12 protein-coding genes and 1 pseudogene are annotated in these 12,838 nt (G+C 62.4%); 5 read left to right on the top strand and 8 right to left on the bottom strand.

The annotated features are described in order from the left end of the window. Positions 1-29: 29 nt before the first annotated feature. Positions 30-950 (top strand): LysR family transcriptional regulator, encoded by a 921-nt coding sequence (locus tag BKX98_RS03605; RefSeq protein WP_073706157.1) that lies wholly within the window; start codon positions 30-32, stop codon positions 948-950. Here BKX98_RS03605 and BKX98_RS03600 read toward each other — a convergent pair. From BKX98_RS03600 to BKX98_RS03585, 4 genes are all read right to left on the bottom strand, one after another. Then, a complete protein-coding gene (locus BKX98_RS03600; protein WP_073706156.1) occupies positions 934-1,560 on the bottom strand; it encodes a pentapeptide repeat-containing protein in 627 nt (208 codons plus the stop codon). The genes BKX98_RS03605 and BKX98_RS03600 overlap by 17 nt on opposite strands. A gap of 9 nt (positions 1,561-1,569) precedes the next feature. Continuing rightward, entirely contained in the window at positions 1,570-2,568 is a 999-nt protein-coding gene (locus BKX98_RS03595) for an epimerase (RefSeq protein WP_073706155.1), read from the bottom strand. A gap of 9 nt (positions 2,569-2,577) precedes the next feature. Continuing rightward, positions 2,578-3,453: a VOC family protein gene (locus BKX98_RS03590; RefSeq protein ID WP_073706154.1), complete on the bottom strand. Its 876-nt coding sequence runs from the start codon at positions 3,451-3,453 to the stop codon at positions 2,578-2,580. Between the two features lie 75 nt (positions 3,454-3,528). Continuing rightward, positions 3,529-4,377: an SDR family oxidoreductase gene (locus BKX98_RS03585; RefSeq protein ID WP_073706153.1), complete on the bottom strand. Its 849-nt coding sequence runs from the start codon at positions 4,375-4,377 to the stop codon at positions 3,529-3,531. 135 nt (positions 4,378-4,512) lie between these two features. On the opposite strand from BKX98_RS03585, the gene BKX98_RS03580 reads away from it, so the two are divergent. The 3 genes from BKX98_RS03580 (at position 4,513) to BKX98_RS03570 (ending at position 7,666) form a co-directional block, all read left to right on the top strand. After that, positions 4,513-5,022, top strand: a complete 510-nt coding sequence (locus tag BKX98_RS03580) for an Lrp/AsnC family transcriptional regulator (protein WP_073706152.1) — start codon at positions 4,513-4,515, stop codon at positions 5,020-5,022. Between the two features lie 206 nt (positions 5,023-5,228). Next, positions 5,229-6,293 (top strand): histidinol-phosphate transaminase, encoded by a 1,065-nt coding sequence (gene hisC / locus BKX98_RS03575; protein WP_073706151.1) that lies wholly within the window; start codon positions 5,229-5,231, stop codon positions 6,291-6,293. Then, positions 6,290-7,666 (top strand): amino acid permease, encoded by a 1,377-nt coding sequence (locus BKX98_RS03570; RefSeq protein WP_066138557.1) that lies wholly within the window; start codon positions 6,290-6,292, stop codon positions 7,664-7,666. Before hisC ends, BKX98_RS03570 begins: the two co-directional genes overlap by 4 nt. Positions 7,667-7,703: 37 nt before the next feature. On the opposite strand, the gene BKX98_RS03565 is transcribed toward BKX98_RS03570, so the two are convergent. From BKX98_RS03565 to BKX98_RS03550, 4 genes and pseudogenes are all read right to left on the bottom strand, one after another. Further along, positions 7,704-8,378, bottom strand: coding sequence for a DNA alkylation repair protein (locus BKX98_RS03565; protein WP_073706150.1), 675 nt, complete (start codon positions 8,376-8,378; stop codon positions 7,704-7,706). Continuing rightward, positions 8,369-9,010: a GyrI-like domain-containing protein gene (locus tag BKX98_RS03560; RefSeq protein WP_233125267.1), complete on the bottom strand. Its 642-nt coding sequence runs from the start codon at positions 9,008-9,010 to the stop codon at positions 8,369-8,371. The genes BKX98_RS03565 and BKX98_RS03560 overlap by 10 nt, the downstream gene beginning before the upstream one ends. Before the next feature lie 22 nt (positions 9,011-9,032). Beyond that, positions 9,033-9,920 (bottom strand): annotated as a pseudogene (locus BKX98_RS03555) (magnesium and cobalt transport protein CorA); the annotation flags it as partial. A gap of 311 nt (positions 9,921-10,231) precedes the next feature. After that, the gene (locus BKX98_RS03550; protein WP_073706148.1) at positions 10,232-11,962 is read right to left on the bottom strand and encodes an HNH endonuclease signature motif containing protein; all 1,731 of its coding nucleotides are present in this window, start codon (positions 11,960-11,962) and stop codon (positions 10,232-10,234) included. A gap of 180 nt (positions 11,963-12,142) precedes the next feature. Between BKX98_RS03550 and BKX98_RS03545 the strand changes: the two genes are divergently transcribed. After that, positions 12,143-12,511 (top strand): hypothetical protein, encoded by a 369-nt coding sequence (locus BKX98_RS03545; protein WP_158024651.1) that lies wholly within the window; start codon positions 12,143-12,145, stop codon positions 12,509-12,511. The last annotated feature ends 327 nt before the right edge of the window (positions 12,512-12,838 follow it).

Here is a 12,838-nt window from a genome sequence, read left to right as displayed (position 1 = left end):
ATGATGTCCATAGCAGTAGGCTATGCATCATGAATCTAGAGCAATTGCGCGGCTTCACCGCCATCGCCGATGTGGGGCACTTCACCCGTGCCGCTGAGCAGCTGCATCTGACCCAGCCCTCACTGAGCCGGCAGATCGCCACGCTGGAGCAGGAGCTGGGCTCCGAGCTGTTCCACCGCGCCCGCGGCAACATCACGCTCACCGCCGCCGGACAGGCCTTGCTGCCCCGTGCACGCCGGATGCTGGCCGACGAGGAATCCATCCGCACCGAAATGGCTGATCTGGCAGGGCTGCGCCGCGGCCGGGTTCGCCTGGGCGCGCCTCCGTCACTGTGCGTATCGCTGGTGGCCGAAGCGCTGTCGATCTTCCGCACCCGCTACCCCGGGGTGCAGCTGCAAATGTTCGAAGCAGGATCACACAAGCTGCTGGAGCAGCTCGACGGCGGCGCGCTGGATCTGGCGCTCATCGTGACCTCGGAGCACGCGGTGAACGGCAGCCATCTGGAGAACCTGCCGCTGCTGGAAGAACAATTGGTGGTCATCGACTCGCTGGAGCACCCGCATCTGGCCGGCAGCGAACTCGACCTGCGCGCGTTGGCGCCAGTGCCGCAGCTGGCCTTCGCGCACAGCTACGACCTGCGCGCCAGCACCGCCGCCGCCTACAAGTTGGCCGGCCTGGTGCCGAATATCGTCGTGGAGGGCGGGGAAATGGACGCGGTGCTGCGCTTCGTGCAGCGCGGGCTCGGCGTCGCCGTGGTTCCGGCGACGGTGGCGCTGGACGCCCCAGGCGTGCGCTCCATTGCCCTGCGCGAACCGCTGGCCCGCACCATCGGACTGGCGCACCGGCGCGATGTCTCATTGACCCGCGCGGCCGCGGCCATGCAGCACCTGCTGTCCGAAACGGCCGCGCAGCTGGCGGCTAGGCACGGGCAAATCAGCTACCTAGCTTGATCCCCAGGTGGCTGGCCATCGCCTCGCCCAGCAGGCCCAGCTGCAGCGAGCTGATCTGCGCGCCGCGCAACCCATCGACACCTTCCACATCAGCAAAATCCAGCCCCTGCAAATCCACCTCGCGCAGTTGCGCACCATGGCAGTTGATCTGCCCTGCCCGCGAATCGGCGAAGCCCAGGCGCTGGATCCGTCCGCCCAGATCGATCTCCTCGAACTGGCAATTGCGGAAGAGCACGTCCCGCACCGTGGCGCCGCGCAGGTTCAGCCAGCCGAATTTGCAGTTCTCGAACACCACGCCATCAAGCTGTGCCTCAGCGAAATCCGCGGAGCCGAAGCGGCTGTGGTTGACCCGCACGTCGTTGAGGAACACCCCGGCAGCCTGCAGCGCCGGTGCCCCGGCCTGCTCGAGCTCGCACTGGATCAGCCGGGCGTTGCGCACGGACTCGATCTGCACGGAACTGAACCGGCATTCTTCCAGCCGCGCGTCATCGGCCGCCAGCGGTGCATCGAAATCCCGGAAGTGCAGCAGTTCAATGTATTCGTCTCCCAGGTCTCCGCGGTAGCCGCGGGCCAGCTCGGGCAGGGTGAAGCGGCGGATCCTCGGTGCCAATGCGCGTCCTTAAAGTTGTTTTCCGGCCAGATTCCCGGCGACGTCTTCCAGTGCCACCTCCAGGTGCGGCCAGCGGAATTCGTAGCCGCTGTCCTGCAGCACCCCGGGCAGCACCCAACGGGACTTCAGCAGCATTTCGGGTTCCACGCGCAGCACGAACATGGCCGGTTCCAGCATCCAACGATACGCGGGCAACCCGAATTTCCTGCCTGCGGCGCGGCGCAGCGAGGCCATCAGTTCCCGATTGGCTACCGGGTACGGCGAGCTGATATTGACCGGCCCGGAGATTTCGGGGTGCTCGATGATATGCCTGATCGCGCCGAGCGCATCATCCACGTGGATCCAGCTGAAGCGCTGGTTCGCGCGCGTGCGATGCCAGCCGCTGCGTTCGGATCCGCTCGGGTCTTCCCCGATGCCGCGGTACCGCCGATGCGCAGGCCACCAGCCATCGTGCTGCGCCCCGCCAAGCCACAGCCGCGCAATGGCCAGCAGCTTGCGCGTGGCTGGGCCATCGCCGAGCACGATCGCCATGCGCAGGGCCACCCGGCGCGTGGGCAGCTGGCCGCGGAAGAACTCGCGTTCCCAGTTGCGCGCCACATCCACCGAGAAGCCTTCGCCGATCCGGCCGTCGGCCTCGTTGTTCGGCGCATCCATGCTGTGCCGGTAGATGGTCGCGGTTGACGCATTCAGCCACAGCTGCGGCGGATTCGCGGCCCGGCTAACCGCTTCGTGCAGCGCACGGGTCGTGTCCACCCGCGAAGCGAGGATCTCGTTTCGGGCCGCATCGTGATAGCGGCAGCCGACATTCTTCCCGGCCAGGTTCACCAGCAGATCCGCGCCGTCGACCAGTGCCTCCAGCCCCGGGCCATCGCCCCACTGGGCATCGGACTTCTCGCCGCGGCCGATCACCGCCACTTCGTATCCGCCCTCGCGCAGCTGCGCGATCAGCCGCACGCCGATGAACCCGCTGGCTCCTGCCACTACCGCCCGCCGTGCAGCGCCGCCCATTGTTCCCCGCTAGAAGTCGTTGATCACCAGTTTCTTCATCTTCAGCATATTCTCGAAAGCGCCGGGCCGCTCCATCAACTCGCCCATGTTCGACGGGACGATCTGCCAGCTCACCCCGAATTTGTCGGTGAGCCAGCCGCAGGCCTCGGCTTCGGGCACCGCCGACATCGCATCCCAGACGCGGTCGATCTCGGCCTGCCCATCGCAGTGCCATTCCAGCGAGACGCCGGGGGTGAAGGTGAAATCCTGAGGCACCCCCGAGTCCATGGCCGCCACGCAATCCTCGCCCAGGGTGAATTGGGCGTACATCAGCGCTTCGGCGGTGGCGGATTCTGTCGGCTCCCCGTACGGGTAGGCGCTGTCCAGCTTCGCGCCGAGCACCTGCCCGTAGAACTCAATGGCCTCGGCCGCCCGGTTTTGGGCGGCACCGCCGAACATCAGCGAGGGAATCACCGACGCACGGGGCTCGACCGGTTCGCTGGTTTCCATCAGCTGCCAGGAAACGCCGTATTTGTCGTTCACCCAGCCGTAGCGTGTGCTGAACGGGTAGGCATCCAGCGGCATCAGCGCGGTGCCGCCTTCCATCAGCGCGGACCAGGTGGCGTCGAGCGACTCGCGCTGGCCGGTGCTGAAGACCAGGATGATCGAGATGGAGGGATTGGGCTTGAATTCCTGGCCCGCGTTGATCAGCGTGATTTTCGTTCCGCGCACCCACAGGGACACTGTCAGCGGCTTGCCGGCAAGGGGCTGCTGGAATTCCAGCAGTCCCTCGCTCGGGTAACGCGATTCAACTTCGGTAGTTGCCTCGGGCAAGGCACGGGCGTAGAACTCCCCCGCCTCCTCGCCATTGCCTTGCATCCATAGATTGACAACGAGATTTTGCATGACGAACCTCCTAGCTGGGCGATGCTCCCAAACTACCCTTTCAGGCCCGCTGGCAACAGGTGGAACAGTGAATTTTCAGCCCCGATTCACCTGCGCGTCCCGCGGTGTTCTCCCGGTGAACTCGTCCATCGAGTGGTAGACGCCGATGACCTTGCCGGCCACGAAATCCCAGGCCGGACGGGGCAGCACGCCGCGCAGCAGCTGGCCCAGCTTGCTGGTCCACGGCATCAGCACCAGCGGGGTGCCCGCAAGCATCGCCAGCCACGCGCGGTCCACCACCGCTTCCGGTTCCAGGATCGGGGTCAGCAGCATCGACTTGGCGCCGGCGAACATGCCGGTGCTGATATAGGTCGGGCAAATCGTGCTCACCGCGATCTGGTCGTTGTCCTCCAGTTCGAGGCGCAGCGAATCGCTGAAGGACAGAGCCGCGGCCTTGGAAGCGGCGTAGACGCTCATGTTCGGGTTGGACACCAATGCGGCCGCCGACGCCATGGTCAACACCCGGCCCTTGCCTCGCCGCCCCAGCTGCGGAAGCAGGGCGTGGGTCAAGTACATCGGGGCCAGTGCGTTGACCTGCATGGTCGCGGTGATCTGCGCGGTGCGGTGTTTCGCGAAGGACGTGCCGGTTACCACCCCGGCGTTGTTGACCAGCACGTCGATTCCCCCGCTCTCAACCGCTTCGGCTGCGTAGTGGTGGATCTGGGCCGGGTCGGCAAGGTCCACCACGTACGCCTCGACAGTGCCGCCGAGCCGGCGCAATTCTTCTGCGGCCGCGTCGAGCCTTGCCGTGTCGATATCCCAGATGACCACGCGCGCCGCGCCTTCGCGGCAGGCCTGCTTGGCGAAGAGCAAGCCCATCCCCTGCGCCGCCCCGGTGATCAAGACATGCAAACCGGCTACCGATTCAAGAGGCGTCTTGCCCATATCTGTACTCCTTCAGGATCCGTATGGCATCAGCCTAGCCTGTGTCGCGGCTAACAATTGGGCTATTTTCATCGAGTGCGCCCAGCATTCACCGCTAGCCTTGGAGCATTGGACCGACTTGTCGAAAGGACGACCGTGCGCATTGACCGCTTGGACGCGGATTTGATCGAACTGCTCACCGAATCGCCGATGCTGCCGGTGATGGAGTGCGCCCGGCGCCTGGGTGTTGCCCGCGGCACGATCAGCAGCCGGCTGGCCCGGCTCCACGAGGCCGGCGTCATCCAGGGCATCATCCCGCGGATCAAGCCTGCCGGGTTCGGCTACACGCTGGTCGCGTTCTGCCAGGTGGAGATCATCCAGCGCTATGGGCATGACCCGGTGGCGACCGCGCTGGAGGAATCCATCCCGGAGATCGTCGACATGTACACCGTGACCGGCAGCTCGGATTTGCAGTTGCGCGTGGTGGCCCGGACCCCCGAGGACCTGCAGGAAATCTTCAACCGGATCAACAAGGTGCCAGGTGTGGCAAGGACCTCATCGTCTTTCGCCCTGCACGAGCATTTCCAGGGGAGAACCCTGCCACTGGTCGCAGCGTGCGCTAGGAGCGAGGCCGATGTGGAAAAGGGTGGGCAGATTGACCAGTAAAATGGGTTACTTGGCGGAGAACGCTATGCAGCCTGCATAGGAACAGGGGTCGCGATTGCGTCGGCAGATTCAATCAACCTACAGTCGATGCTTGTGAATCGCGACACGCGAGGATATGAGCAGGGCCACCGCTGACCACGCACCACGGCTTTGCCATACGAACGATTGCCGGCCTCGTGCAGCTCTGGCAGTCAGAGAGGAACCTCATGACCCTTCACCAGCGCCCCTCCTTGCAGGATGTGCCCGCTTACAAGCAAGGCAAGCCCGCAGCCGCTGGAGCCTCGAAACTTTCATCCAACGAGTCGCCGCATGCGCCGTTGCCATCGGTGCTGGACAGCATCCAGGACGGCCTGGCCACCATCCACCGCTACCCGAGCATTGCGGCACCCGAACTGACCGGCGCGCTCAGCGCGCAGTTCGGCATCCCGGCCGAGCACATCACCCTGGGTGCCGGATCGGTCGAGGTCGCGGCCCAGATCATCCATGCAGTGGCCGCCGAAGGCGACGAGGTCATGTACGCGTGGCGCTCCTTCGAGGCCTACCCCTCGCTGGTGCGCATCGCCGGGGCCACCCCCGTCGAGGTGCCGCTGGATGCCGAATGCCGACACGATCTTCCAGCCATGCTGGACGCCATCACCGAGAAGACCCGGCTGATCTTCATCTGCAACCCGAACAACCCGACCGGCACCGTGGTGCAGGCCGAGGCCCTGGACGCCTTCATCAACGCCGTGCCGCGCAATGTGCTGGTCGTCGTCGACGAAGCCTACGTGCATTTCGACCGTTCGGCCGTGCGGGCCGACGGGATCGAGCTGTTCCGCAAGTACCCGCATGTGGCGGTGCTGCACACCTTCTCCAAGGCCTACGGGCTGGCCGGCTTGCGCGTGGGATACGCGATCAGTCCGCTGGAAGTCGCTGCGAACCTGCGCAAGGTCGCCGTGCCATTCGGTGTCACCGACCTGGCCCAGCGCGCGGCGGTGGCCTCGCTGGCCGCCATCGACGAATTGTCGGTGCGCATCGAGGAAGTCGTCGCCCAGCGCGAACGCATGCACGAGGGCCTGGCCGCTGCCGGATACCCGGTCGTGAAGTCGCAGGCGAATTTCGTCTGGGTGGACGCCGGCGAGGCGACCGTGGAGCTTGAAGCCAAACTGGCAGCCGGCGGCGTGGTGGTTCGTGCCTTCCCCGGTGACGGGTTGCGGATCTCTTCGGGCACCGCGGAAGATGTCGACCGCGTGCTCGCTGCCCTGCCAGCCGTGCAGGAGGCCACCGCGTGAGCGCAGTCAAAGCCCCCGAGCAGCTGCATGCCGGGCTGACCCAGCGCCAGATCTCCATGATGGGCCTGGGTGGCGCGATCGGCGCTGGCCTGTTCGTCGGGTCCGGCCAGGCGATCTCCATTGCCGGACCGGCGGTGCTGGTCTCCTACCTGATCGCCGGCACCGTGATCATCGTGATCATGGCGATGCTTGCCGAAATGGTTGCCGCGAACCCCTCCTCGGGTGCGTTCTCGACCTTCGCCGGCCAGGCCATGGGCCGCAGCGCCGGCTCCACGCTGGGCTGGCTGTACTGGGTCCAGCTGGTCGTGGTGATCGCCGCAGAAGCCACCGGGGCCGCCGCCATTACCGCCGGGTGGGTGCCCGCATTCCCGCAGTGGGCATGGGTGCTCAGCTTCGTGGTGATCCTCACCGGGGCGAATCTGCTCGGCGTGCGCAACTACGGCCGTTTCGAATACTGGTTCGCCGTGATCAAGGTGGCGGCGATCATCGCCTTCCTGGCCTTCGGCGCACTGGTACTGGCGGGCGTGATTCCCACCCCTGAACCGGTGGGCTTCGCCAACCTGGCCGCCCACGGAGGCTTCGCCCCCGGCGGCATGGCAGGGATTGCCGCGGCCGTGCTGATCGTCATCTTCTCCTTCGGCGGCACCGAAGTCGTCTCGATCGCGGCCGCCGAGTCCAAGGACCCGGCTGGCAACATCAAGCGCGTGGTCAAGTCGGTGATGCTGCGCATCCTGTTCTTCTACCTCGGTTCGATCCTGGTGATTGTCGCCCTGGTGCCATGGAATGACCCGGCCGTCGCCGAAGGGCCATTTGCCGCCGCGTTGGATGTCATGCACATTCCGGGCGTGGGCTTCATGATGAACGCCGTGGTCGTGGTCGCGCTGCTTTCGGCGATGAACGCGAACATCTATGGTTCCTCGCGCATGCTTTACTCGCTGGGCCAGCGCAAGCTCGCCCCGCGCGCCGTCACCCATGTGACCGGCAAGGGCGTGCCGGCGAAGTCCGTCATCAGCTCGGTGTCCTTCTCGTTCCTGGCCGTGGGCCTGAACTGGATCTGGCCGGATGCGGTCATGCCGATCCTGCTGAACGTGGTCGGTTCGACCATCATCGTCATCTGGGCGTTCATTGCCGTCACGCAGCTGATCCTGCGTCGTCGTGCGGACCGCGACGGTGCGCACCTGCCGTTGCGCCTGTGGGGTTTCCCGGGCTTGTCGATCGCGACGATCGTCCTCTTGGCAGCGATTGTCGCCATTGCGATGACCGATCCAGCCGCACGCACCCAGCTGCTGCTCACCGGCGGGCTGACCGCCGCGATCTGGGTGATCTCCAAGATCGCGCTGCGCGATAAGAGCGGGGATTCGGCGGACGCCTGAAAATCTCCGTGAAGCCTAGGTCCAGCAATTGCTGGGCCTAGGCTTTTCTCTTTGCCATTTCGGTGATCCAAATTGGCGCGAAGGGGGAAATGCACCCGGCAGAGGTCGGATAGTCCGCCAGCACCTGCAGCGACTCGCCGATCGCCAGCGCGCGCGGGCGCAGCCGCTCATGCTCGATGCCGATCTGTGCCAGCGTCGTATTCATCGCCCATTGCAAGCGCTCCGGTGCGGTACGCATCTCGGATTCGATGGTGTCCAGCAGTTGCTCCAGATTCAGCTGTTCCGGGGCCTTCACGACCTGGTGCGCGGTCAATTCCCACGCGGCAGCCTGTTGCACCGGGTCGGACTCCCCCATGAGCAGGACGCGGAGTTCTTCGAGCAGCTTGGATTTCTTGACGATGTAGCTCAGGAACCAGGCTTGGACCTTGGGAGTGGTGGCGTCCTTGCTCCAGGCCTGCAGCTGGTCGAGTGAAAAACTGCGCGGCTTGGCGATCAGCAGCGCGACCAGCCGGGTTGCGGTGTCCCCCGTCGCCCAGAGCTCGTTGGCAAGTTCCTGGTTGCTTTTCAACGCCTTGGCCAGTGCCCTGAGCTTGCCCAGGTTCACGCCAAAATCGTCGCCATGCTTCTCATTGACTGCCCGGTGCTTGGGGTCTTCAAGTTCGGCCAAGGCCTGCTGCACGTCGGCAACGGTGCTCTGCGGTGTCAGTTCCATGTGTCTTCCTTCTGCTGAAGCGGTTCAACGGGCTGACGCAGGATGGTGCGAAGCTTTTCCGGTGCCACCTTGCGCGGGTCGCCGAGGTAGATTTCGTGGTGCTTGCCGGTCATGCGCAAACCCTGCGCCGGAATGAATTCGTGGTGCATCGTGGCCAAAATTCCGGCTTCGTCATCGTAGGGGCCGATGTGCAGTGTCTGCACGCATTGGCCTTCGTCGAGCGTCTCGAAGCGGATGCGTTCGGGGCATGGCAGCTGCTTCTTCTCCTGTGCCGCTTCCACGGCTGACGCGAAGTCTTCCTCGGTGATCCATGCAGGAGCCATGAGCATCATCGTCCAGTTCCATTTCGACTTATCCCGCCGCTCGGTGAACACTGCCATGTCCTCGGCCCACCAGAGGCCTTCCAATGGCGGGACGACATAGTCGCGGCCCTGGGCCTTGCTCGCGAATTTGAGCTTGTAGGCGACGGGATACAGAGTTTGCAAGGCTTGCTGGTACGCATCGCTGGTGTTGGGATCTCCGGTTCCGTCGATCATCAGGTATTGTGCTGCTGGCACCTGCAGGACACGGATTTCCCCCGCTTTCGACCGGTATCCGTCCAGCGATTTCTTGAAGTCAATTTTCTCCGGCAAGGTCTCGCCTGAAGCCTTCCGTCTAGAACCATTTACGCCATTTGAATACACCATACAAGGCTGCGGCAAAGCCGAGCATGAGGCAGACTGCCACCGGGTAGCCGAATGACCAGTGAAGTTCTGGCATGTTATCGAAGTTCATCCCGTAGATGGCTGCGATCAGCGTCGGCGCGAACAGGATGGCAGCCCAACCCGAGATCTTCTTCATGTCCTCGTTTTGGCGCTGTGCTACAAGGGTGGAGTTCACGTTCAAGATCTGCGAGAGCGCATCCCTGTATTCCACGGCTTGGGAATGCGCGCGGGTGAGGTGGTCGGTGACATCCTGGAGGTAGGTTTCCAGTTCGTCCGGCACTGGGTACTTCTTGAACCCGTCATCGAGCGATTGCACCACTTCCAGCAACGACGCGGTCGCGTGCTGCATGTCGATGACTTCTTGGCTCAATCGGTAGATGCGTTCGGTGACCGCAGCGTCCCCGCTGAAGACTTGGCGTTCGATCTGTTCCTTGTCGATGCCCAGCCCGTGGAGCACCGGGACGTATCCATCGACGATCTCATCCAGGATCCGGTACAGGACTGCCTCAGCGCCCAGACGGAGCAGTTCCGGTTCCTTGAGCAGCAACTGGTCCTTGCGCAGGCGCCCATTCCTGATTGACTCGACAAACCCTTCGCCGTCGGTGCCATCGATCCATCGGCGGTCCTGGCAGAGGACAGCTACAGCGCCTTTGCGGACCAGGATGTGGAACTCGGACAGCTCCACTTCTTCGGTTTCGTCCAGGTACAGTGCCGAACGCACAACTAGCAGCAGCACCTCGCCGTAGCGTTCGAGCTTCGGCCGCTGGCGGGCGTGGACGAGGTCTTCAACGAGCACCGGGTGCAGGTCCCACGCCTCGGTGAGTTCTTGGATGTCAGCTTCATCCGGGGTGGGATAGAGTGACTACGCGATCCGCTGCGGTCCGGACTTGCCGAAGGCCAACACATCGGCTGCGCTGGTGCCTTCCGGTGCGGATTCCACGGTGCCGTCGTCAATATAACGCACTGCCATCGAGGCATGTGATGACTGATGGGTTCCATAGGCTGCTCTGGCGTTCGCTGCCCGGCGTTGAACTCGTGACATTTTGCTCCTGAATGATCTTCGTTCATTCAAGTATGGCAAGCCCCGAACGCATTTCGGCGTTGCTCAGTTCTCCGGCTTTTCGCCGGCCGATTCTTGGCGGCCGAAGCCTAGGGGGCGACGATTTCTGCATCCAGCTTTCCGGCGCGCCACAGTTCCGTAGTCTCATCGGCCAACGCTTCAGCTTCCATCGCCTCTGCCGGTGTCATGAAATAGGTATTGATTCGCAATTTCTGCTCGGGATCCAATTCGGGTGACAGCAGCACCATGGGTCTGCTTTGCGGGATCTTCACCGCATGAAACAGTCCGCAATGACGGGCCGTGTGATGGATCAGGCAACTCAAGGCCGCATTCCTGATATCCGTGCGCCCGCCCTTTTCCCATGCGTCCAGATGATCGATTTCGCACCGTTCGGCAGGCATGCTGCACCCAGGATAGGAACAGCCCCGGTAAGCTGCCCGTATCGCCCTGTGTTGAGCCTTGGAATACAACCGTTGCGTCCGGCCCAAGTCGAGAGGCAGACTCTTGCCGTTCAGTACCACCGGATAGATCCCTGCTTGGCACAACGCTGCCCTGGCTTCGCCCGGCGATAGCTGAATTCCCGAAGAAGTGACCGCGAAATCAGATGCCTGTGCCAGCATCCGCTCGTAATTCAGGATGATGCTCACCTGCGGAGTGGCTAGTCCCGGTTGCTTGTCCGGCGGGCTTGCCGTTCGATCGCTCATCAGCAGTGCCATGAACCCGATAAGCCTCCGGCGTTCAGGTTTCAGATCTTCCCAAGGGGCCGATTCGGTGCCTGGTTCCTGCTGGTGTTCCGTAGTTTCATGCTCATTCGCGGTTTCGGCACCTGTTGCATCGTCTGGGTCCGTGGCTTCGGGTGCCTCGGTGTCCGCTTGTGCATCGTCGTCATCGGATTCGGTGCCTTCGGCATGATCTTGAGCCCAATCGGGCATGGACTGCTTATCGTCCCAATCGCGGGCTTCTTCTCCCGTGAATTGCGCTTCGGCATCCTTCAAGCCCTCGCGGTTGCCCGCCACGGTCGCCGGGTTGTCCAGCGAAGCGAAGAACGCCTCGATATACGCTGCTTGGGAAGGCAACGCCTTCACCACATATTCGATGAGGCCATGGCGAAGTCCCTTTTTGAAGATTCCGATGCTTTCCAGCAGCGCCTTGATCGAACGCTTACCGGCCTTCACCTGCGCCACCAAGTCGCTGATATGCTTTCGGGCCGATTTGGGCTCTGCATGCATGAATGTCAAGGAATCTCGTTCAAGCTGCGCCTTCTTGGCCTGACCGGCCTCCCCCTCGCCCAAGTCCTTGCGTGCCGAATGCAGTTTCTTGCTGGCAGCAAGGACCAGACGTGGGTCTGACGCAGGATCATTGAACTCGGTCGCAAGCTGGGGCAGCCACGGGGGCCTCGGCAGTCCTGCCTCATCGACGCCGCCAAGCAAGCAGTCAGCAAGGATGGGCCGTTCACTGGCGGTGCCCAGCGGGATATCCAGCCAGTCGCGCATCATTCCACGCGTGTTCCTGAAGTGGGTCCGGCCGGTAATGGTGCAGCCGGCTGCATCTTCGATGTTCTGCAGCGTCGGGTGCTCGGTGGCTTCTTCGATAGCCTGGAAGGAAGACTGGTCGAGCTTGTGGGCCCCGGTGCGGCGCAACGCGTGCGCAGCGCGAATCTGGGCTCGGGACGTTTGCTGGGCGATACGCTCGATTAATTTGGCGTAGCAGGCAGCATGACCGGCGGGAATATTGCCCGCACCAAGCACAGCGGTGGCTGCGCCGATGAGCTCGAAGGCTTCAGCGAGCTGTTGCAGTGCTTTGGCGGTGTCGGTGGTCATGGATACAGCTTGCACTGAATCCAGAGTGCACAAAGGCGGGCTCGGCCAGACTGTGGAAAAGTAAAAATCCTGCGATTCCGCCCGAGCCGACTCGCAGGATTTTAATTTGTGGAGGCTGTTCAGGAGTACTCCAACAGGGGCCGCCACTACCAAAATCGTCTCCTGCGGTTAGTGGAAATCATGCATAAGCATCAGATATCTGGCGCGAAGCAGCAAGTCAGCAGAAAGCCAAAACATCAACCACAACGAGTGGATCGCAGGATAAACGCTGAACAAATTCAGTCCCTCATCACCGGCTACAAACAAGGTAAATCCTCCGCCGCATTGGGAATCGAGTTCGGTATCTCAAAAACCAGCGTCATTGAATTGTTACGCAAGAACGCTGTACGCATTCAAAATAGTCGGATCTCTATCGAGAACCAACGACTTGCAATCCACTTGTATCGAAACGGTATGTCACTCGCCAAGGTTGGTCAACGCATCGGCGTCTCAGCTAGTGCAGTACGGAATCTACTCCTCCGAAACGGATTCTCCACTCGCTCCAAGTGACTTCTTTTGCGCTTTCATCGCCTCCTTCATTGCATCTTTGAGCATCGCTCTGGCAAGTTGAGCATAGTTCAGCCTATTGGAACTAGCCTTCGTGGCTTCGCAAAGAAGTCACGAAGACAGATAGAGCGTTGATTTTCTGACACGTGATAACAACCAGAAAATCTAAATTCCTGCGACTATTAGAAGCAGGAAAAATTATACTCAATTCAATAGTGAATGATTTTCGGTAACTAAACATCATGTCCAACCCAGTAAGAACAATGACACCGGTACATCTACAGTCGGTGAATCAACAAGGTTTCAATGGGACAAGGTTCGAAAGCATTT

The sequence above is a fragment of the Glutamicibacter sp. 0426 genome, from assembly GCF_001906485.1.
Lineage (GTDB): Bacteria > Actinomycetota > Actinomycetes > Actinomycetales > Micrococcaceae > Glutamicibacter > Glutamicibacter nicotianae.
The sequence above is the reverse complement of the archived record's forward strand: the minus strand, read 5'-3'. Positions and strand labels throughout refer to the sequence as shown.